This window comes from Thermasporomyces composti, from assembly GCF_003386795.1.
GTDB lineage: Bacteria > Actinomycetota > Actinomycetes > Propionibacteriales > Actinopolymorphaceae > Thermasporomyces > Thermasporomyces composti.
This window is the reverse complement of record NZ_QTUC01000001.1, coordinates 2,142,984-2,163,013: the sequence shown is the minus strand read 5'-3', so window position 1 is coordinate 2,163,013 and position 20,030 is coordinate 2,142,984. Positions and strand designations below refer to the sequence as shown.

The window sequence follows — 20,030 nt, the reverse complement described above, 5'->3', positions numbered from 1 at the left end:
GGGACAGTGGAAACTGTGGAGAACTCGCGTTCGCCCAGGTGAGCGCGTCGATCGTTGCCCACTCAGGCTGTGGATCGAACGGGGACGACTTGTGGAGGCCCGTGGACGCCGAGCGTTCGTCCCCAACCATCCACAGCGGTTCCCACGACTTCGTCGGGTTGATCCACAGGGTTGTCCCCAGGTTGTGCGCAGGCCCTGGGTATGCGTGTCCGGTTCGGACACGCGGATATCCACGGGTGGGGAAAGCCTGTGGATGAAGATCAACAGGAGCACGGCGAGCCCTCGTGGACCGCCGGTTGTCTGCGCGTGACCCGATCGCCTGTGGACGATCGCTGTGGATGACGGCGGTCGGCGGCGGGTCAGGACGACCGGGCCTGCTGCTTGATCCGGTTCGTCAGCTCAGTGACCTGGTTGTAGACGCTGCGGCGCTCCGCCATGAGCTGGCGGATCTTGCGGTCGGCGTGCATGACCGTGGTGTGGTCACGACCCCCGAACTGCTGCCCGATCTTGGGCAGGGACAGGTCGGTCAGCTCACGGCACAGGTACATCGCGATCTGCCGGGCGGTGACGAGGACCCGGCTGCGGCTGGAGCCACAGAGGTCCTCCATCGACAGGCCGAAGTACGCCGCGGTCTGCGCCATGATCTGGCTCGCGGTGATCTCGGGCTCGCCGCCGGTCGGGATGAGGTCCTTGAGGACGATCTCGGCGAGCGCGAGGTCGACCGGCTGGCGATTGAGGCTGGCGAAGGCCGTGACCCGGATGAGGGCGCCCTCGAGCTCCCGGATGTTGGTCTGGATCTTGCTCGCGATGAACTCCAGGACCTCAGGTGGCGCGGAGAGCCGCTCCTGGGCGGCCTTCTTGCGCAGGATCGCGATCCGGGTCTCGAGGTCGGGCGGCTGGATGTCGGTGATGAGCCCCCACTCGAACCGGTTGCGCAGCCGGTCCTCCAACGTCTCGAGCCGCTTCGGAGGCCGGTCGGAGGAGATGACGATCTGCTTGTTGGCGTTGTGGAGGGCGTTGAAGGTGTGGAAGAACTCCTCTTGCGTGCGTTCCTTGTTCTCGAGGAACTGGATGTCGTCGACGAGGAGGACGTCGACGTCCCGGTAGCGACGCTGGAACGTCGCCGCCTTGTCGTCCCGGATCGAGTTGATGAAGTCGTTCGTGAACTCCTCGCTCGAGACGTACCGGACCCGCGCGTTGGCGAAGAGGTTGCGCACGTAGTGGCCGATCGCGTGCAGCAGGTGCGTCTTGCCCAGGCCCGAGTCCCCGTAGATGAGCAGCGGGTTGTAGGCCTTGCCCGGCGCTTCGGAGACGGCGACGGCGGCGGCGTGCGCGAAGCGGTTGGATGACCCGATGACGAACGTGTCGAACATGTACTTGGGGTTCAGCCGCGGCGGCTCGTTGTCCGCGCGAACCGGCTGACCCGGCGGCGTCGACGACAACGTGAACGCGTCGGTGCGGCCAGCGGGTGGAGCGGACCGCGGCACCTCACCGTCGTCGGTGGGCGGCTCCGACTCGGGCGGAGCGCTGCTCGACGAGGGCAGTCCACTGGCCGAGGCTGGGTCGTGCTCCTCGTCGAGGGACAGTGTTGGTTCGACGGTGACGGCGAGACGGATCGGCTCGCCGAGCGCTTCGGACAGCGCCTCTTCCAAGCGAGGCCGCAGCCGGGTCTCGAGCTGCGTCCGCGTGAAGTCGTCGCGGACGGCGACGATGGCGGTGTTGCCGTGGAGGGTGACCGGGCGGCTCTGGGCGAGCCAGACCCGGTGGGTCGCCGGCAGCTCCTGATCGAGGTTCTCGCGGACCTGCCGCCAGGTGACCGTCAACGCATCAGGTTCCGCGACCACTGTCCGACTCCCTCTCCCTCAGGCTCCCCCAGGACTCCCACCCGTGACGACCGCGTTGGCGGCATCGGGTCGGGCTGGACGACGGGCCCTCCGGCTCACCCTTCGCCCCCGAGGACCGCTCTGTTCCAGAGTGCCCCGGTCGAACGGTCCGCCGGAGAGATCCACAGATCCGTCCACAGGCTGTGCATAGTAACTGTGGATGACACTAATGGGGGACGAACGGGCGAACCTCGCGGTGGGGCTCGCACAGACTCTTTCTTCCCCCGTGGCACGGCGTGTGTGCGCCAGAATTGCGGAGACCGATCTCACCCAGACCGCGGGAGGGCATCGCGGGAGGGTCCGGCGCGACGGACCGTGCGCGCGACGCAGCGGCGCGTCGACGCTGAGCGGTGGGCGAGACGGACGAGCCACCTCGGTTTGACCCGGTGACCGACCCCCTCGTACCGTGGGTCGGTCACGGTGCCGTACTCTCGGCGATCGCTGTATGCCCACGGATAGCTGCGACGCAGCACCCTTCGCGTGTCGCTGTGCCGCGGGTGCATGGTGTCGCCGATAGTCCGGTATCCGCGAGCGTTCCACATCGATCGGGAGACTCCTGTGAAGCGCACGTTCCAGCCGAACAACCGTCGGCGTCACAAGACCCACGGCTTCCGCATCCGGATGCGCACCCGAGCCGGCCGCGCCATCCTCGCGGCGCGTCGGCGCAAGGGACGCCGGCGCCTCGCCGTCTGACGACGGCGAGCTCCTCGCGGTCGTCACCGAGACGATGTCGTGCTGCCGGCTCGTCATCGGATGCGGCGTTCAGCCGACTTCGCGACGGCGATCCGTCGCGGCCGCCGCGTCGCGCGTCCGACCCTCGTCGTCCACCTCGTCCTCGTCGAGGGGCGCGACGACCCTCCATTGGTCGGTTTCGTCGTGAGTCGCGCGGTTGGTTCCGCTGTGGTTCGGAACACCGTCCGGCGACGGCTCAGGCACCTCATGCGTGAGCGCCTGGCGGTCCTCCCACCCGGGAGCCTCCTTGTCGTGCGCGCGTTACCGTCGGCGTCGAAGGTGTCCAGTGCCGACCTCGCGCGAGACCTCGACGCGGCGCTCGAGCAGGCGACCGCGCGGCCGCGCCACCTCCAGGTGGGGAGGTCGTCGTGAAGACGGTTCTCGTCCTGCTGCTCAAGGCGTACCGGCTTTTCGTGAGCCCGCTCTACGGTCAGGTCTGCCGGTACCATCCATCGTGCTCGGCGTACGCGCTCGAGGCGGTCGAGAAGCACGGTGCGCTACGCGGCAGCTGGCTGGCGGTCCGACGGTTGGCTCGGTGCCATCCGTGGACTCCTGGTGGATACGACCCAGTTCCTCCGTCCCCAACGCGCGCTGGCATGGGCGCGCCAAGCGAATCCCGAGGTGCGTAAAGCGTGTCGTGGTATGACGCAATTCTTTCGCCGCTCTACGACATCGTGTCGTTCATCATGCGGGCGTTCCACGCGCTCTTCGCACCTCTCCTCGGCCCTGACTCCGGCTGGACGTGGGTCCTGTCCATCGTCGGTTTGGTCGTCGTCATCCGGACCCTGCTGATCCCCCTTTTCGTCCGGCAGATCCGGGCCAGCCGGAACATGGCCCTCCTGCAGCCGAAGATCAAGGAGCTGCAGAAGAAGTACGGCCACGACCGGGAGCGGATGGGCCAGGAGCTCATGAAGCTCTACCGGGAGACCGGGACGAACCCGTTCTCCTCCTGCATGCCCATCCTGCTGCAGTCACCGATCTTCATCGCGCTGTTCCGGGTGCTCGACGGCGCCGCGAACGGCGTGGTCCGGGGCCGTGGCCTGAACGAGGAGCTCGTCGAATCGCTGCGGCACGCGACGATCTTCGGCGCGCAGATCTCCGACCGGTTCATCGGCGCGCAGACACTGAATGTCCAGGTCGTGACGGTCGTCCTCATCGTGTTGATGACGGTGACGACGTTCACGACTCAGCGGCAGCTGATGCGCAAGAACATGCCGCCCGAGGCGCTGACGGGGCCGTTCGCTCAACAGCAGAAGATCATCCTGTACGTCTTCCCGTTGGCGTTCGCCGTTGGTGGCGTCAGCTTCCCCGTCGGTGTGCTGATCTACTGGTTCACGTCCAACGTCTGGACCATGGGTCAGCAGTTCTGGGTGATCCGGCGGAACCCGGCTCCTGGCACGCCCGCCTACGAGGCGTACCAGCGGCGCAAGAACCGCAAGGCCGCTCGCAAGGGTCTCGCGGCTGTCCCAGGCGGGGCGCAGAACGGCTCGGGTCCGGCGGTCGACGGTGGCACGTCCAAGACTGGCGCGGCTCCGAAACCCGTCAAGCGGGTACAGCCTCAGCGACTGCCGCGGAGCAAACGAAAGGGTCGTTGAGGACGGGCGTCTCGCCCTCTCATAGCCCGTGGTGCGCTGACGAAGGCGCGCGAAGATGAAGGAGTGGGGTTGTGAGCAAGCACGCCACCTCGAACGTCGCGGAAGACAACGACGGGACCGCCGGTCGTGGCGACACCGGCGCCGGTACCCCCGCTGACCGGCCTGACGACGACATCCCTCCCGAGCTGCTCGAGCGTCTCGAGCGCGAGGGCGACATCGCGGCGGACTACTTGGAAGAGCTGCTCGACATCGTGGACGTCGACGGTGACATCGACCTGGACGTCGAGGGTGACCGCGCCATGGTCGCGATCGTCGGCGGCGAGCTGAGCCACCTCGTGGGGAAGAACGGTGAGGTCCTGGGGGCGCTCCAGGAGCTCACGAGGCTCGCGGTCTTCCGAGAGACCGGTGAGCGGAGCCGGCTCATGCTCGACATCGGCGGGTACCGGGCGAAGCGTCGCAGGGAGCTCGTGGCTCTCGCGGAGAAGTTCGTGGCTGAGGTCAAGGAGACCGGCAAGCCGGTTCGCCTGGAGCCGATGACGCCGTTCGAGCGGAAGATCGTCCATGACACGGTGGCCGCGAAGGGACTGACGAGTGAATCGGAGGGCGAGGAGCCCGAACGCAGGGTCGTCATCTACCCGGCGTGATCGCGCGTCCGGTGTTTCACGTGAAACACCGGAACGGAGACGTGTGCCGGCTGCTCCAGAAGCAGCCGGCCTGCTCTTTGGTAGCCGGCTACCCCTCCTGCTGCGGTACGCGGAGCTTCTCGTCGGCCCCGGGGTCGAGCGAGGCCTGCTCGGTCCGCGTGAAGTGGACCGTCTCTGGGATCGGCACCTTCTCAACTGTGCGGTCCTGACCGAGGCCATCCCGGACGGCGCCTCGGTGTGTGACGTCGGATCGGGTGCGGGTCTCCCGGGCGTCGTCCTCGCCATCGCACGTCCCGACCTCCACGTCACGCTTCTCGAGCCGTTGCTTCGACGCGTGACCTTCCTGTCTGAGGTCACCCGCGACCTCGGGCTGAGGAACACCACTGTGCTTCGTGCTCGTGCTGAGGAGCATGACGGCGTGTACGACGTCGTCACCGCGCGAGCGGTCGCGCCGCTCGACCGGTTGACCCGTGTCGCGCTTGGTCTGTGTCGTCCTGGTGGGTCACTCTTGGCCGTCAAGGGTGAGCGAGCGGCAGAGGAGCTCCACGCGGTGGAGGCCGACTTGCCCCGACGAGGTGTGGAGCGGTGGTCGATCGAGAAGTTCGGCTCAGGGCTCGTCGCGCCACCCACCACCGTGGTACGCATGATCCGGGGCCGCGACGGTCGAGCCTCCCGGCGAGGTGGGGCGAAGACGTCGCGGTGACGTCACCGCGGGAGAACGAGTCGGAACACGTGTGAGAGCAGTCAAGTCCACAGATGAGGACGGAAGACCAGCGTGGGGCTGATAAGGGGAGGGTGAGAGTGTCGGAGGTTCGCGTGACACGTGGTCTTGGCTGGCCGGTCGACGACCCTGTGAGGTCGAGGGCCGCGGCGGAGCACGCGCGCGCCCACCCCGGTCGGCCAACAGGTCTTGGGTGGCCCGAGGATCGGCTGGAAGCGGGACAGGGTGAGGGTCGCCAGAGCTCCGAGGAGGGCGACAGCGACTCGGTTTCACGTGAAACATCGGGCTGCGGAGGTCAGGGCGACATACCCGCCGCCTCGGCGTCGGCGTCCGCCGCGGATGCGTCCGGCGACTCTGCTGGTCCTCAGGCCGGCGTCGGAGCGGAGCTCGACTCGGATCGCCCCATGGTGTTCACGCCGACGCTGCCTCGTCCCCAGCGCACGCGCATCTTCGTTGTCGCGAACCAAAAGGGGGGCGTAGGCAAGACGACGACGGCGGTCAACCTGGCTGCCGCCCTCGCGGGTTCCGGTGCGCGCGTGCTCGTGATCGACCTTGATCCGCAGGGCAACGCCTCCACGGCGCTCGGGATGGAGCACACGGAAGGCCTCCCGAACGTCTACGACGTCATCGTCGATGGCCAGCCGCTCCGGGACTTCGTCCACCCGGTCGCGCGCTTCCCCACCCTCTTCGGCGTGCCGGCGACCATCGACCTGTCCGGTGCGGAGCTGGAGCTGGCGAGTGTCGTCGCCCGGGAGGCGCGGCTGAAGCGCGCGCTCGACGTGTACCTCGCCGAGGAGGAACAGGCCGGGCGGCGGATCGACTACGTCTTCATCGACTGTCCCCCCTCCCTCGGGCTGCTCACCATGAACGCCCTCGTCGCCGGCCGCGAGGTGCTGATCCCCATCCAGTGCGAGTACTACGCCCTGGAGGGGGTGGAGACACTGTTCCGGATCGTCAACCTCATTCGGGAGATCAATCCCGCGCTCGAGGTCACGACCGTCCTCCTCACGATGTACGACGCGCGGACGCGGCTCTCCGCTCAGGTGGCGGAGAACGCGCGAGAGAGCCTGGGTCACACCGTGCTCCGCAGTGCCATCCCGCGCTCGGTCCGGATCTCCGAGGCGCCGAGCTTCGGTCAGACGGTCATGACCTGGGATCCCGGCTCGCCCGGTGCGCTGTCCTACTTGGAGGCGGCGCGGGAGATCGCGCTCCGTGACCCGGCGGTCCAGGCGCCATCCGATCTCGCTGGTTCGAGCGATCGCCATGCTGCCGCCCAGGGGAACGGGCGAGTGTACGGGCAGGCGGGATGATCCGCGTGTGGCGGACGTTGAGACGCTAGGCTCGACGATCGCGATCGGGTTCGACCAAGGAGAGCTGAGATGACCGTTCGACGGGGCCTCGGGCGAGGTCTGGGCGCACTCATCCCGCCGGCGTCGCGTCCCGCTTCCACTCCGCCGGACGGGTGGACATCCACGCCTGTGGACAACCCTGTGGATGAATCGTCGTCCACTCCACCGGCCGTCGCCGGAGCCCACTTCGCCGAGATCCCCATCGACGCCATCACGCCGAACCCTCGTCAGCCGCGGCAGGTGTTCGACGAGGAAGCGATGGCGGAGCTCGTCTACTCCATCAAGCAGATCGGGCTGCTCCAGCCCATCGTGGTGCGGCGCGTCGGCCCCGATCGGTACGAGCTGGTCATGGGCGAGCGCCGCTGGCGTGCGGCCCAGCAGGCCCAGCTCTCCGTCATCCCGGCAATCATCCGGGAGACCAGCGACGACGACATGCTCCGGGACGCGCTCTTGGAGAACCTCCACCGCGTCCAACTGAACCCGCTCGAGGAGGCGGCGGCTTACGCGCAACTCCTCGAGGACTTCGGATGCACCCACGACGAGCTCGCGCAGCGGATCGGACGCTCCCGTCCGCAGATCACCAACACCCTTCGACTTCTCAAACTGCCGCCGTCGGTCCAGCGTCGAGTGGCGGCGGGGGTGCTGTCGGCCGGACACGCGCGGGCACTGCTCGCCGTCGAGGATGAGGAGACGCAGGAGGCGCTCGCCCATCGGGTGGTGGCCGAAGGGCTGTCGGTGCGGGCGTTGGAGGAGATCATCGCCCTCGACGGCGGCAAGGCGAGTCGCCGCAAGCCCAAGGCACGGACTCCCAAGCCCGTCGCACCGCGACTGGCTGACCTGGAGAGCCAGCTCACCGACCGGTTCGACACTCGCGTCAAGGTCGATCTCGGGCGGAACAAGGGCAAGATCACCATCGAGTTCGCCTCGCTGGAGGACCTCGAGCGCATCGTGGCGCTCATGGATCCCCGCCCACGTGCCAGCTCGGGCACACCCGACGTCTGACGCGGGTGCCGCCCCAGCTGAGCAGGCTCACTGTTTCACGTGAAACCGAGTCCTCTCACCGTCGTCCTGAGGGCCGGCGATCCCCACGGTGTCCACTCCGACGTCTCCCTGCACGATCCACGACCGGTCGATTCGCCGGGGTGGGCGCGTGGCTGTCGACGCCTAGCCGGGGAGTTCCGGTGATCGCTACGAGTCTGGGTCGTAGCCATCGCCAAGCGCCAAAGCCTCATGGACTGGCCGGTCGGAGTTCCGTCGGCCGGGCGATCCGGGAGGGCAGCCACGCCGACACGGCCAGGGCGAGCACGGTGAAGGCGATGGACCACCAGAAGGTGTGGCCGAACGCCGCCGCGGCCTCCGCGGGTCCGCCAGGGTGACGGGCGAGGGCGCTGTCGAGGACTACGGCCAGCACGGCGGTGCCGAACGAGCCGCCGATCTGCTGCGTCATCCTCGTGATCACGCTGGCGTGCGGCACCTGGTCGGCGGCGAGTCCTTCGTACGCGCTCGTCATGACGGGAATCGTCACCGCGCCGAGGCCGATGCCGCGGACGACGAGCGCGGCGACGAGCCACCACGTCGCGGTATCCGACCCGACCCACGCGAACGGCAACGTCCCCACCAGCGTGATCGCCAGACCCGCGGCGGCGACCGGGCGTGCGCCCAGCCGGTCGGTGAGCGCACCGGCCAGTCCGCGGCTCAGCATCAGACCGATGCCCTGCGGGACGAGCAGGAGGCCGGCCGTGAGCGGGTCCCGACCGGTCACCTGCTGGTAGTAGAGGGGAATCAGCAGCATCGCGCCGTAGAGGACGAAGCCCGACAGGAACAGCAGCGCGTTCGCCGCGCTGAACGAGGAGTGCCGAAGCAGCCGGAGGTCGATGAGCGGCTCGCCGTCCCTCGTGAGAGCCCAGACGGCGAAGGCGGCGACGAGCGTGACGCCCACGACGAGGGGCAGGAGCGCGTCGGCGTGGCCGAAGCCGCCCGCGCCGGCTCGGGAGAACCCGAGGACGATCGCCGCGATGCCGGGACAGACCAGGGCCAGGCCGATCCAGTCGAGCGGTGCGGTGTGGTTCCGTTCCCCTGAGGGCATGAAGCGCCAGGCCATTGCTAGCCCGGCCACACAGAACGGCACGTTGACCCAGAAGATCCAGCGCCACGTGAGGTGCTGGACGAGCAGACCACCGACGACCGGGCCGAGCACCGGACCCAGGACGACAGGAAGCCCGATGATCGCCATGGCGCGGCCGAGCGACCGACCGTTGGTCGCCTGGACCAGGGTCGTCTGCATGACGGGCAGCATGAGACCGCCGCCCACACCCTGCACCACACGGAAGGCGATGAGGCTGGGTGCGTCCGCCGCGAGGCCCGCGCCGACGGATCCGGCGAGGAACAGCGTCAACGCGAACAACCAGACCTTCTTCCCGCCGAAACGGCTGGTCAGCCAGTTCGTCGTGGGCACCGCCATGCCGAGGGCGAGCACGTACCCGGTGGTGACCCACTGCACGGTGGAGACCGGTACGTGCAGTTGCTGACCCAGGGTCTCGAGTGCGATGTTGACGATCGTCGTGTCGAAGACGACGGCGAGGGCGCCGGTCAGCATGACGAGGGAGAGCCGCACGAAGCCCGGGTCGAGGCCTTCCCGGGAGGCGGGCAGCTGCACAGTGCTCACGGTGACCTCCAGAGCATCGTTAGATACACATGTGTATCTAACCTGCTCGGCGCCACACCGTCAATAAGATACGTTGATGTATCTTGAGGAGAGGTCGTGCAGGAGAGGACCGCAACCAGGCGCCGCGGGGCCCAGCTCGAGGAGGCGCTGCTCGACGCCGCGTGGGACGAGCTGGTCAGCGTCGGCTACGCCGGGTTCACGTTCGAGGGGGTGGCCGCGCGCGCCAAGACCAGCCGCTCGGTCGTCTACCGACGCTGGGCGAGTCGGGCGGAGCTGGCGATAGCCGCCATCGCCCACTACGGCCGGAAGAACCCGTTCGTCCTGCCCGACACCGGCTCCCTCCGCGACGACGTCGTGGCCCTGCTGCGGTGGCTCTCGGAGCGGCGCGCCGAGCTGGCGGTCCTCATGAGCATGCAGATGAGCGACTTCTTCGCGGAGACCCGCTCCACGATGGCCGACCTGCGGGACCGGCTCCTGGCGGAGCGCGAGGGACCCACCTCCATGGAGCGAATCCTCGAGCGCGCCGCCGCCCGCGGAGAGGTCGATCCAGAGCGCCTCACCCCGCGGCTGACCACGCTGCCCATCGACCTCGTCCGCCACGAGATCCTCATGACCGGGCGGCCCGTCACCGAGAAGGTCATCGAGGAGATCGTCGACGACATCTTCCTGCCCTTGGTCCGCCGCAGGGCGCGGTGACGATTCGGGCAGTGCGTGTTTCCGAACGGCCGTCAGGAACGCCAGGCACTCGTGCCGGCCGTTGACGAAGCGCCGCGCGGTCCACGTGGCGAGACCGCGCCGCGCGTGAGGGAGACCGAGCAGTCAGCGGTTGCCGACACACTGGTCGAGTCCTACGGCCTGCGGCGGCGACCACCACCCCGCTTCCCGGAGGGACCGCCACGGTCGCCTACCTGGTGACCGACTGCTCGGGTGAGCGTGGGTCGCGAAGGTCTACCGCGACCGCGGAGTCCTCGGCGGGAACGGGAAGCGGTGGCACTCGCGACGTTCGCCCGCGACGCTGGTGTACCCGTCCCTGCGCTGCGCCGTGCTCGTCAAGGCATGCTTGTCGACGAAGCCGCGCGGCTCCCGATGTCGCCGTGGCGCCACGTCCGCGCATCGGCGCGATCCGAGGACGATCCTCCTCGGCGACCAGGGACCGGTCTTCCTCTGTTCCTCGCCGCGTACCGGGAGGAGAACCAGGCGGCTCGCTTCGAGGACCTCGTCTCCACGTCGCCGTGGGCTGCGCCTAGGCCCTGGCCTCGACATGTCCGCTCGCGGAACCGCTGACGAACCCACGCGCCGTCAATGCGTCCTTGCGGGCATACGGTCGCGCCAGGCACGAGGCCGTGCTCAGGATGCTCGACAGCCTTGAGGAGATCGAGGAGAGGATCCGCGACGAGCTCCGCTGAGCCGTCCACACCACGGCTCCGGAAGGCCGCACGCTCTCCGGGGCTGAGGTCGTGGTGAGGTCCGACGTAGGCCGTCTCCTTTCCTGGACATCGACGCTGCGCGGGCCTCGTCCGGCACTAAGTTCTGGACCGTTCTGGACCGCCCGCGACGCGGGCCTGACCACACCCAGACCAGGCCATGCCGCCAGGTCGCTGAGCGGAACTGTCGAGGAGGTGGGTCGCGATCGCCACGTCGATGAGCACCGAGGTGGTGAACGCCCTCGGGTTGGACGGTCCCGGCGTCGAGCCGATCGCCGGCGGTCGCGTGAACACGATCTGGCGGGCGTACCGGGATGGCGCCCCGGTCGCGCTGCGTCGGTCGCCTGCGTTCCGCCGCCTCCCTGAGGTCGCCTACGAGTGTGACGTCGTGACGGCGCTCGCCGAGAAGGGAGCGCCGGTCGCGCCGGTCGTCGCGGGACCCACGGTGGTGGACGGCGCCATCTGGGTGGCGTTCTCGTGGGTGGACGGCACCCATCCCGCGGTCCCGGTCGACGACCCGCCCTCGTACGGCCGTCTGCTCGCCGAGCTGCACGAGCACACCGCGGCACTGGTGCCTCGGCTGGGGCAGCGACCCGGCTGGAGCCGGCTCGACGAGTTCCTCACCGCGCCGCGACCGGGTGACGACCACACGATGGCGGAGCTCCTACCCGACTTCGAGCGGGCGTTCGGTGCGGCGGGCACGTGGCTGCGGCGGCTGGCCGAGGACGTGCACGAGCGCCTGAGTGGCGCGGAGTCGTGTCCCCGGGTCGTCGCCCACGGCGACTTCGGTCCGGGCCAGGTGCTCATGCGGGATGGCCACCTCAGCGCGGTCCTCGACTGGGACTTCACCCACGTCGACCTGCGAGTGGCGGACCTCGCGGTCGCCGGGGCGCTGGCCCGACCCACGGTCGACCGTGCCGAGGCGTTCCTGCGCGGGTACCTCGAGGTCGCGGGTCCCGATGTCGGTGACCTCGGTCTGCTCGGGGACCTGCGCTGCGCGTTCCACCTCCACAACCTCGGCAACCACCTGTGCGCCCGCTGGGCGAAAGGTATCGACATCGCGCCGCAGGTGGCGATGCTCACCGAACGGCTCGAACGCGAGCAGTGGTGGGGGCCGATGCTGGTCGCCGCCGCACGCGAGGCGACGCGCGCCCGGCGCGTGCGCCGGCCGAGCCCTCCGGTGACCCGCGAGTCGTCCGACCTCGAGGTCGCGCACGAGCTCGCCGACAGAGCCGCGATGGTCGCCCGGCACTACTTCGCGCGCGGCCTGACCGCGCGGACGAAGGCGGACGCGACCCCGGTCACCGAAGCCGACCACGCGGTCGAGCGGCTCCTGCGAGAGGCCCTGGCGGAGCTGCGGCCCGACGACGCGGTGCTGGGCGAGGAGCTCGGCACCGAGGGCAACAGCGACCGGACGTGGATCCTCGACCCCATCGACGGGACGGCCGCGTTCGCTCGCGGCGACCCCAACTGGCGGATCCAGATCGCCCTCGAACGAGACGGCCAGATCGTCGTAGCGGTCGTTGACGCGCCGGCCCTGGGCGTCCGCTGGTGGGCGGCCATCGGGACCGGCACGTATGAGCGAGTGGCCGGCCGGCCCGATCGGCGGCTGCGGGTCTCGACGACGGCGAGCGTCGACGGCGCTCTCGTCGCCGTCCAGCCGGAGTCCTTCCTCCGCCGGCTACCGCCTGGGACACGGCAACCGGCGCCGACGCCGCTGCCGCTGGTCGACCTCATCCGAGGCGAGCTCGATGCCTACCTCGTGCACTGCTGCCACGCGTGGGACCACGCGCCGTGGATCCTGCTCGTTCGCGAGGCCGGCGGCTCGTTCACCGACCACAGCGGCGGGACGGCGCCGGACCAGCGCGGCGGCCTGTACTCCAATGGCCGCATTCACGACGACCTGCTCGTCGCGTTGTCACCGCCCCGCACGCCCCGCTGAGTAGGTCTCACGCGCTCTCGATCGCGTGCCGTCGAAGGCTGGCGATCGTGCCGCCACGCGTCGCCGCCTGGACGAGGACGCCCGCCACGAAGAGCGTGAGGGACACCAGCCAGCGAGCATCCCCGTCCGCACGCGGATCCGCGATCGGCCACCACCGCCCACCCCAGTCCCGCCACGCGACCTGCACGATGACCGTGGCGAGGTAGACCGCGAGCGGCACCGTCCAGGACAGCGCAGGCGCGATGCTCGGGCCGATGAGCAGGCTGATGCCGACCAACGCCATCGCGGCCGAGACGTAGGCGGTGGGGCTGTAGCCGTGACCGATCCGCGAGGTGCCGATCCAGACCGCGCCGAGCGGCACCACCGCGAGCGAGGCCGCGAGTCCGCCGGCCAGCCAGGGCAGGGGTCGGATCGAGAGACCCTCCCACTCCCACGTCCGGCCCCGACACGCGAGTCCCACCATGCTGGCCATGAGGGCGCCACCGGCTTCCGCGATCGGCACCCGGCCGCCGCTCCTCGAGCGCCCACGGCGACGGTGCGGCAAAGGAATAGTCACCGACGACAATCGTCACGAACGCGAGCAGCAGCAACCACGGCGCGACCGCCTGCAGGCGCCGCGCCCGCCGCCACCGCAGGAAGGAACTCATGGCAGGATCTCGCCTCGGGCGCGGCAGCCGAACAGCTCGTCACGATGCCGAGAGATCCGCGGTGACCTCACCGAGCCGTCAGCGAGGACTAGCCCCTCACCGTGCCCCACGGTCCCGGGCGGCGCGGTCGGCCGCGAGGTGGAGCAAGTCGCGGCACAGCACGCCGAGATCGAGTCCGGCCGACTCGACCGCGAGCGGCACGAGCGACGTCTCCGTCATCCCGGGCGCGACGTTGACCTCCAGGAACCACGGCACCCCGTCGGCGTCCACGATCAAGTCGGAACGCGACAGGTCGCGCAGGCCGAGCGCCCGGTGCGCCACGAGCGCGGCCTCGGCGCACGCGGCCGCCGCGGCGGAGGGGAGCCGAGCCGGGGCGACGAACTGCGTCGCGCCCGCCGTGTACCGGGAGGTGTAGTCGTACATGCCGCTGTCGGGCACGATCTCGACCGCGGGGAGCGCGCGCGGACCGTCCCCGATGTCGATCACCGCCACGCTCACCTCGGTGCCGGCGACGTAGCGCTCGATGAGGGCGATCTCGCCGTAGGAGAAGCAGGAGACCATGGCGCTGGGCAACTCGTCCATCGACCGTACGACACTGCAGCCCAGCGCCGACCCGCCCTTGGTCGGCTTCACCACCAGAGGGAGACCGAGGCGCGCCACGATGCGCTCCAAGACCGTGTGCGCGCCCAGCTCGCGGAACGTCTCGTGGGGCAGGACGACCGACGGGGGCGTGCACAATCCCGCCGCCGAGACGATGGTCTTCGCCACCGGCTTGTCGAACGCCGTCCGGCAGGCCGCCGCCGAGGAGCCGACGTAGGGCACCTCCAGCAGGTCGAGCACCTCGCGGAGCGAGCCGTCCTCGCCGGCGGTGCCGTGCAAGAGCGGGAACACTGCTGAGGGCGGGTCCTCCTGGATCGCCGGGATCAGGCCGGCGTCGGCGTCGCGCTCGTAGACCTCCAGACCCACGGCGCGGAGCGCCTCGGCCACACGCCGGCCGGACCGCAGCGAGACCTCACGCTCGTGGGAGAGGCCTCCCGCGAGGACGAGAACAGGCCCCAGATCACTCATCCGTCGTCCCTTCACTGCCGCTCGTCACCGGCTCACTCTCTCAGGCCGTCCTCACCGGAGGTCCGGTCCGGGAGACTCGACGCCCTTCCTCCTACCCGAGTGGAACGGTCCGAAGGTGTCCCGCAGCTCCAGCTCCTGCTCGATGACCGCGGCCAGCCTACGGACTCCCTCCCTGATCCGGTCCGGCGGCGGGAAGCAGTACGACAGGCGGAGACACTGGCTGCCGAACCCGTCGGCGTAGAAGGCGGTGCCGGGAACGTAGGCGACTCGCTCGCGGATCGCGCGCGGCGACATCGCCTTGGAGTCCAGGCCTTCCGGCAGCGTCATCCAGACGAAGAAGCCCCCTTTCGGCTTGGTCCACGTGGTGGACGGGGGCATCAGGTCGTCCAGCGCGCTCAGCATCGCGTCGCGGCGCTCGCGGTACATCTCGCGCAGCGCCTTGATCTGGCTCTGCCAGTCGTGGTTGGCCAGGTACGTCGAGACGGCGAGCTGGCTGAACGCCGGTGGGCACAGCGTCGCCGACTCCTGCGCCAGTACGAGCTTGTCCCGGATCGCGTGCGGCGCGAGCGCCCAGCCGACTCGCAGACCCGGCGAGAAGGTCTTGGAGAAGGAGCCGAGGTAGACCACCCGCGCCGGCTCGTCGGCCCGCAGCGCTCGGCTGGGCTCTCCCTCGAAGCCGAGCAGGCCGTACGGGTCGTCCTCGACGATCAGCAGGTCGTGGCGGTGACAGATCTCGAGGATGGCTTCCCGCCGCTGCGGGCTGAGGGAGACGCCGGCCGGGTTGTGGTAGGTGGGGATGGTGTAGAGGAACTTCGGCCTCCGGCCTTGCGCGGCGAGGGTACGGATGGCGTTCTCCAAGTGCTCAGGCACGAGGCCCTCGTCGTCCATGGCGACGTGGACCACCTGACACTGGTACGCCGCGAAGACACCGAGGGCCCCGACGTAGCTGGGCGCCTCGCACAGGACGACGTCCCCGGGGTCGCAGAAGATGCGGGTCACCAGGTCGAGCGCCTGCTGGCTCCCCACGGTGACGACCACGTCGTCGGGATTCGCCTCGATCCCGACGAGCCGCATGACGTCGGTGATCTGCTCCCGGAGGGTGGGGTCGCCCTGGGCGGTGGAGTACTGGAGGGCGACCGTCCCCCGCTGCAGGACGAGGTCGCTGAGCAGCGAGCTCACCACGTCGAGCGGGAGGCCGGAGATGTTCGGCGAGCCGCCTGCGAGGGAGACCACCTCGGGCCGGTTCGCCACCGCGAACAGTGCTCGGATCTCCGACGCCACCATGCCCTTCGCGCGAGCGGCGTAGCGGGCGACGTCGGCGTCGAAGCGTGTCTCACGGTGGACAGGTGGGTGGTCCGATCGTCCCTCCATGGGCGTCCCGCTCCTCTCCTGCTCCGCGGGCCTGCTGTCGAGACGCCACGGCCCGCGGCTACTACGATGCCGTATCAGGCGGCCCGTGGGGAGTGGGTATTCGCCGGAGAGGCTTGTGATGCGAATTGTCTCGTGGGTCCTGGCGGGGGCAGGAGCCGGCGTACTCCTTGGGTTCTGCCTCGGCTTGTTGAGGCGTCATCCCCGTCGACGGAATCGTCCGGTTGGTTCCTACGCGGGCGGTTACCAGGCCCCGACCCCCTCGGTCGACCACACCGCGACGCCGCCACGGCGGGACGTGTCGCGTGGTCCCCGGGTCGTCGGGGCGCCCGCCGCTGTTCCCGCCGCGTCGACCGCGTCACGCGCGGCACACTGACGCGGCGGTCGCGCGCCGATCGCGTGGGAACGCTGGCCAGCGGGGCACCCGGCGAGGGACTATGGCCGGGATGACCTGACGTCTGGACGTAAGCCACGGTGAGATGACATGACCCGCCGGCTCGCGAACGTCACGCTGGACAACCTCGACGATCTTCCGGGCACCTGCCGGCGGTGCGTGTTCTGGGAGCTCTCGCCCGCGGCGCGGCTGCGGGGTGATCGGGCGGCCGACCCGGCTCTGGAGAAGGAAGCCTGGGTGTCGGCGACGCTCCTCGAGTGGGGTTCGTGCGGGAAGATCTGCTATGTCGACGACTATCCCGCCGGGTACGCCTTGTGCGCTCCGCCCGAGTGTGTGCCGCGGGCGTCCGCCTTCCCCACCTCGCCGGTCAGCCCGGACGCGGCGTTGCTCATGACGGCCTACGTCCTGCCGGAGTTCGCCAAGAGCGGGATCGGCAGGCTGCTCGTGCAGAGCGTGGCCAAGGATCTGATCAAGCGTGACATCCGGGCGCTCGAGGCGTTCGGCGACGCGGCGTGGACGGAACCGGCGTGCATCATGCCGGCCGACTTCCTCCTCGCGGTCGGCTTCAAGACCGTGCGTCCACACCACCGCTATCCCCGGCTCCGGTTGGACCTGCGGACGGTCGCGACCTGGAAGGAAGACGTCGAGGCGGCCCTGGAGCGGTTGCTGGGGTCGATGGCCCCGGAGGGCGCCTTTCGACCGGCGTAGCGTGCGCCAGCACGCGTGACTAGCGGATCAGCTCACGAAGCTGCATGACGCCGGTCGGCGCGTCCATGTCGGGCGGGAGGTAGAGCCGCTGGATGGCGACCACGATCGCCTCGGCGACGATGTCACGGAAGGCGGGATCGGCGAGCCGTGCGGCGTCCTCGGGATTGGTGATGTACCCGATCTCGACCCGGACGGTCGGCATCGAGGTGTAGCGCAACAGGTCCCACGTCTTGGCGTGCGTACGACAGTCGAGCAGGTCCGTACGGGCGACGAGCTCACGCTGGACGAGGCCCGCGAACCGCTCGCCGAGTGTGGAGCGGATCCCGTCACCGCCCACCGTGCCGTAGTAGTAGGTGGCAACGCCGTTGGCCTCGGGGTTGGGGTGGGCGTCGACGTGCAGCGAGACCACGAGGTTGGCGTTCGTCTCGTTGGCGAACCGCGCGCGCGACGCCTCGTCGGGGTTGTTGTCCCGTCCCCGGGTGAGGAAGACCCGGACACCGGTCGCGGCGAGACGCCCCTCGACTCGAGCGGCGAGGTCGTAGGCGACCTCGGCCTCCACCAGACCGTTGGCCACGTAGCCGCGGTCGTCCCCACCGTGGCCCGGGTCGACGACGACGACCTTGCCGGGCAGCATGGGTCCGGCTCGATGGATGCGCTCGGACTCGCGCAGAGCGTCCGCGCGTCCACCGGTGACGATCGGGGAGAGCCGCGCGAGGGCCTTGAACGTGGCCGGACCGCAGATGCCGTCGACGGGCACACCCACGCTGCGCTGGAACTCCCGGACGGCCTGTTCGGTGACCGGGCCGTACACGCCGTCGACCCGGTTGACCTCGAAGCCGAGCTCCAGCAGGCGACGCTGGAGAGCCGCGACGTCGTCTCCGATGAGGGGATGGCCAGCGACGTAGGACAGCAGGCGGTCGCCGAGCCGCCACCGTGCCTCGTCCAGCACCCGGTAGGTCTCCGCGTCGACGATGCCGGTCGCGCTCAGACCACGCTGCTGCTGGAACTGGCGGATCGCCTGGTCGACCGCCTGGTCGAAGGTCGCCTCCACGGGATCGCCCGACTCCCCGGACGCTGGAAGCAGACCGAGCTGGACCAGCTTCGCGCGAATTTCAGACACCGCGGGTCCGCGGTCACCGAGCCCGTATCGGTGCTCGGCCATGGATGCCTCCCAGTTCGTCGCTCGCCTGTCCGTGGTAGGCCGTTCGTGCTGGGCTTCGGCGGCCGGACCAGCCAACTGCCCGCCATGCTATCGAGGCCAGCCGTCCAGACCCGTCAGCCGACGCCGCCCACCAGACGACCCCACCAGACGACGCGGCCGTCACCGGCTCCGTTCCCGTTCGAGGGGGTGCTCACGACACGAAGGGCCCGGCGGCGATGGTGGATGACGTGTCCGTCACCATCGCCTGCCAGGCCCTCGACAGGTGTGCTCGTCGACGCCGAGCCGCTCGGTCAGGCCGCGATCACCTCGGCGAGCTCCGCCTTGATCGCCGCCTTGGGGCGGGCACCCACCAGCGACTTCACGACCTCGCCGTTGACGTAGACGTTGATCGTCGGAATGCCGGTCACGTGGTACTCGAGCGGCGTCTTGGGGTTCTCGTCGACGTTCAGCTTGACGAAGTTGATCTTTCCCTCGAACTCCGTGGCGAGCTCCTCCAGGACCGGCGCCACCTGACGGCACGGCCCGCACCACTCGGCCCAGAAGTCGACGACGACGGGGACGTCGCTCTGCAGAACGGTGGTCGCGAACTCCGCGTCGGTCACGGGCTTGACAGCGCCCACAGGCCTTCTCCTCTCGGGTTTGGTTGGCTACTCACGCTTGGACGGTCTGGCGACCCTGCTCGGCCGCGACGTCGCCCACATGTTCCAGGTAGCGTTCGGCGTCGATCGCCGCGGCGCAGCCGGTTCCGGCGGCGGTCACCGCTTGACGATAGATCCGGTCGACGACATCACCGGCGGCGAAGACGCCTGGCAGGTTGGTGCGCGTCGTGGGCGCCTCCACACGGATGTAGCCGTCGGGGTCGAGGTCGACCTGGCCCCGGACGAGCTCGCTGCGCGGATCGTGGCCGATCGCTTCGAAGAGGCCAGTGATCGGCAGGACGGACTTCTCGCCCGTCTTGACATTGACCAGCTCGACCCCGGACACCTTCTCATCGCCCAGGATCTCGACCACCTGGGTGTTCCACAGGAACTTGATCTTGTCGTTGGCGAAGGCGCGGTCCTGCATGATCTTGCTGGCCCGCAGCTCGTCGCGGCGGTGGATGACCGTGACCGAGCGGGCGAATCTGGTGAGGAAGGTGGCCTCTTCCATCGCCGAGTCGCCGCCGCCGACCACCGCGATGTCCTGGTCGCGGAAGAAGAAACCGTCACACGTCGCGCACCAGGACACGCCGTGCCCGGACAGCCGGTCCTCGCCCGGCACTCCGAGCTTGCGGTAGGCAGAGCCCATCGCGAGGATCACCGCCCGCGCACGGTGCTCGGTGCCGGAGGAGTCCCAGACCTTCTTGATCTCACCGGTGAGGTCGACCCGCACCACGTCGTCGGGCACCAGCTCGGCGTCGAAGCGTTCGGCCTGCTTGCGGAACGCGTCCATGAGATCGGGGCCGAGGATGCCGTCGGGGAAACCCGGGAAGTTCTCGACCTCCGTCGTGTTCATGAGCGCGCCGCCGGCGTTCACGGACCCCTCGAAGACCAGCGGAGACAGTCCCGCCCGCGCGGCGTAGAGAGCGGCGGTGTACCCGGCTGGGCCGGAGCCGATGATGATGACATTCCGGACGTCGGACACGTCTTCCTCGCTCCCCTCGGCAACGGTGGTGCCCACTGAGGTAACCGATCCTAGGTGCGCGACATTCCGCAGCTACCAGTCGCCAGCCGCGGCGGGCGGGACAAC

The 20,030-nt window shown here is 69.5% G+C and carries 19 protein-coding genes; 11 read left to right on the top strand and 8 right to left on the bottom strand.

From position 1 onward, the window contains the following. Window positions 1–359: 359 nt before the first annotated feature. Entirely contained in the window at window positions 360–1,844 is a 1,485-nt protein-coding gene (gene dnaA, locus DFJ64_RS09370) for a chromosomal replication initiator protein DnaA (RefSeq protein ID WP_115850123.1), read from the bottom strand. Between the two features lie 597 nt (window positions 1,845–2,441). Here dnaA and rpmH point away from each other — a divergent pair. From rpmH to DFJ64_RS09330, 8 genes are all read left to right on the top strand, one after another. Next, window positions 2,442–2,576: a 50S ribosomal protein L34 gene (rpmH, locus tag DFJ64_RS09365; RefSeq protein ID WP_245941033.1), complete on the top strand. Its 135-nt coding sequence runs from the start codon at window positions 2,442–2,444 to the stop codon at window positions 2,574–2,576. A gap of 39 nt (window positions 2,577–2,615) precedes the next feature. Further along, window positions 2,616–2,987, top strand: coding sequence for a ribonuclease P protein component (gene rnpA / locus DFJ64_RS09360; protein WP_115850121.1), 372 nt, complete (start codon window positions 2,616–2,618; stop codon window positions 2,985–2,987). Further along, a complete protein-coding gene (gene yidD / locus DFJ64_RS09355) occupies window positions 2,984–3,244 on the top strand; it encodes a membrane protein insertion efficiency factor YidD (RefSeq protein ID WP_115850120.1) in 261 nt (86 codons plus the stop codon). Before rnpA ends, yidD begins: the two co-directional genes overlap by 4 nt. A 3-nt stretch (window positions 3,245–3,247) precedes the next feature. Then, window positions 3,248–4,210: a membrane protein insertase YidC gene (yidC, locus tag DFJ64_RS09350; RefSeq protein WP_115850119.1), complete on the top strand. Its 963-nt coding sequence runs from the start codon at window positions 3,248–3,250 to the stop codon at window positions 4,208–4,210. A 173-nt stretch (window positions 4,211–4,383) separates the two neighbouring features. Then, window positions 4,384–4,854 (top strand): Jag family protein, encoded by a 471-nt coding sequence (locus DFJ64_RS09345; RefSeq protein ID WP_245941287.1) that lies wholly within the window; start codon window positions 4,384–4,386, stop codon window positions 4,852–4,854. 43 nt (window positions 4,855–4,897) lie between these two features. Next, window positions 4,898–5,557, top strand: a complete 660-nt coding sequence (gene rsmG, locus DFJ64_RS09340) for a 16S rRNA (guanine(527)-N(7))-methyltransferase RsmG (RefSeq protein ID WP_115850117.1) — start codon at window positions 4,898–4,900, stop codon at window positions 5,555–5,557. A gap of 422 nt (window positions 5,558–5,979) precedes the next feature. Continuing rightward, entirely contained in the window at window positions 5,980–6,885 is a 906-nt protein-coding gene (locus DFJ64_RS09335; RefSeq protein ID WP_115850116.1) for a ParA family protein, read from the top strand. Between the two features lie 180 nt (window positions 6,886–7,065). After that, on the top strand, window positions 7,066–7,926 hold the full coding sequence (locus DFJ64_RS09330; RefSeq protein ID WP_425452182.1) for a ParB/RepB/Spo0J family partition protein: 861 nt from the start codon (window positions 7,066–7,068) through the stop codon (window positions 7,924–7,926). Window positions 7,927–8,152: 226 nt separating this feature from the next. Here DFJ64_RS09330 and DFJ64_RS09325 read toward each other — a convergent pair whose 3' ends face one another. Beyond that, window positions 8,153–9,589 carry an MDR family MFS transporter gene (locus DFJ64_RS09325; RefSeq protein WP_245941032.1) on the bottom strand — a complete coding sequence of 479 codons (1,437 nt, stop codon included), beginning with the start codon at window positions 9,587–9,589 and terminating at the stop codon, window positions 8,153–8,155. Window positions 9,590–9,685: 96 nt separating this feature from the next. On the opposite strand from DFJ64_RS09325, the gene DFJ64_RS09320 reads away from it, so the two are divergent. Both DFJ64_RS09320 and DFJ64_RS20095 read left to right on the top strand, forming a co-directional pair. After that, entirely contained in the window at window positions 9,686–10,285 is a 600-nt protein-coding gene (locus DFJ64_RS09320; RefSeq protein ID WP_115850114.1) for a TetR/AcrR family transcriptional regulator, read from the top strand. Between the two features lie 945 nt (window positions 10,286–11,230). Continuing rightward, window positions 11,231–12,955, top strand: coding sequence for an inositol monophosphatase family protein (locus tag DFJ64_RS20095; protein ID WP_115850113.1), 1,725 nt, complete (start codon window positions 11,231–11,233; stop codon window positions 12,953–12,955). Between the two features lie 7 nt (window positions 12,956–12,962). Here DFJ64_RS20095 and DFJ64_RS09310 read toward each other — a convergent pair whose 3' ends face one another. The 3 genes from DFJ64_RS09310 to DFJ64_RS09300 form a co-directional block, all read right to left on the bottom strand. Beyond that, window positions 12,963–13,457 carry a hypothetical protein gene (locus DFJ64_RS09310; protein ID WP_115850112.1) on the bottom strand — a complete coding sequence of 165 codons (495 nt, stop codon included), beginning with the start codon at window positions 13,455–13,457 and terminating at the stop codon, window positions 12,963–12,965. A 241-nt stretch (window positions 13,458–13,698) separates the two neighbouring features. Beyond that, on the bottom strand, window positions 13,699–14,670 hold the full coding sequence (locus DFJ64_RS09305; protein WP_115850111.1) for a D-alanine--D-alanine ligase family protein: 972 nt from the start codon (window positions 14,668–14,670) through the stop codon (window positions 13,699–13,701). Between the two features lie 51 nt (window positions 14,671–14,721). Continuing rightward, a complete protein-coding gene (locus tag DFJ64_RS09300; protein ID WP_115850110.1) occupies window positions 14,722–16,041 on the bottom strand; it encodes an aminotransferase-like domain-containing protein in 1,320 nt (439 codons plus the stop codon). A 481-nt stretch (window positions 16,042–16,522) separates the two neighbouring features. Here DFJ64_RS09300 and DFJ64_RS09295 point away from each other — a divergent pair, with 481 nt between their 5' ends. Continuing rightward, window positions 16,523–17,140, top strand: a complete 618-nt coding sequence (locus tag DFJ64_RS09295; protein ID WP_115850109.1) for a GNAT family N-acetyltransferase — start codon at window positions 16,523–16,525, stop codon at window positions 17,138–17,140. Window positions 17,141–17,159: 19 nt separating this feature from the next. On the opposite strand, the gene DFJ64_RS09290 is transcribed toward DFJ64_RS09295, so the two are convergent. The 3 genes from DFJ64_RS09290 to trxB form a co-directional block, all read right to left on the bottom strand. Next, on the bottom strand, window positions 17,160–18,302 hold the full coding sequence (locus DFJ64_RS09290) for an N-acetylmuramoyl-L-alanine amidase (RefSeq protein WP_115850108.1): 1,143 nt from the start codon (window positions 18,300–18,302) through the stop codon (window positions 17,160–17,162). Window positions 18,303–18,592: 290 nt separating this feature from the next. Further along, entirely contained in the window at window positions 18,593–18,922 is a 330-nt protein-coding gene (gene trxA / locus DFJ64_RS09285) for a thioredoxin (RefSeq protein ID WP_115850107.1), read from the bottom strand. 31 nt (window positions 18,923–18,953) lie between these two features. Then, window positions 18,954–19,961: a thioredoxin-disulfide reductase gene (trxB, locus tag DFJ64_RS09280; RefSeq protein WP_245941031.1), complete on the bottom strand. Its 1,008-nt coding sequence runs from the start codon at window positions 19,959–19,961 to the stop codon at window positions 18,954–18,956. Window positions 19,962–20,030 lie beyond the last annotated feature (69 nt).

Coding starts and splice junctions, on each gene's coding strand:
- DFJ64_RS09300 (WP_115850110.1), bottom strand. CDS start 16,041: ATGGAGGGACGATCGGACCACCCACCTGTCCACCGTGAGACACGCTTC.
- DFJ64_RS09335 (WP_115850116.1), top strand. CDS start 5,980: ATGGTGTTCACGCCGACGCTGCCTCGTCCCCAGCGCACGCGCATCTTC.
- DFJ64_RS20095 (WP_115850113.1), top strand. CDS start 11,231: ATGAGCACCGAGGTGGTGAACGCCCTCGGGTTGGACGGTCCCGGCGTC.
- DFJ64_RS09290 (WP_115850108.1), bottom strand. CDS start 18,302: ATGGCCGAGCACCGATACGGGCTCGGTGACCGCGGACCCGCGGTGTCT.
- DFJ64_RS09305 (WP_115850111.1), bottom strand. CDS start 14,670: ATGAGTGATCTGGGGCCTGTTCTCGTCCTCGCGGGAGGCCTCTCCCAC.
- DFJ64_RS09295 (WP_115850109.1), top strand. CDS start 16,523: ATGACCCGCCGGCTCGCGAACGTCACGCTGGACAACCTCGACGATCTT.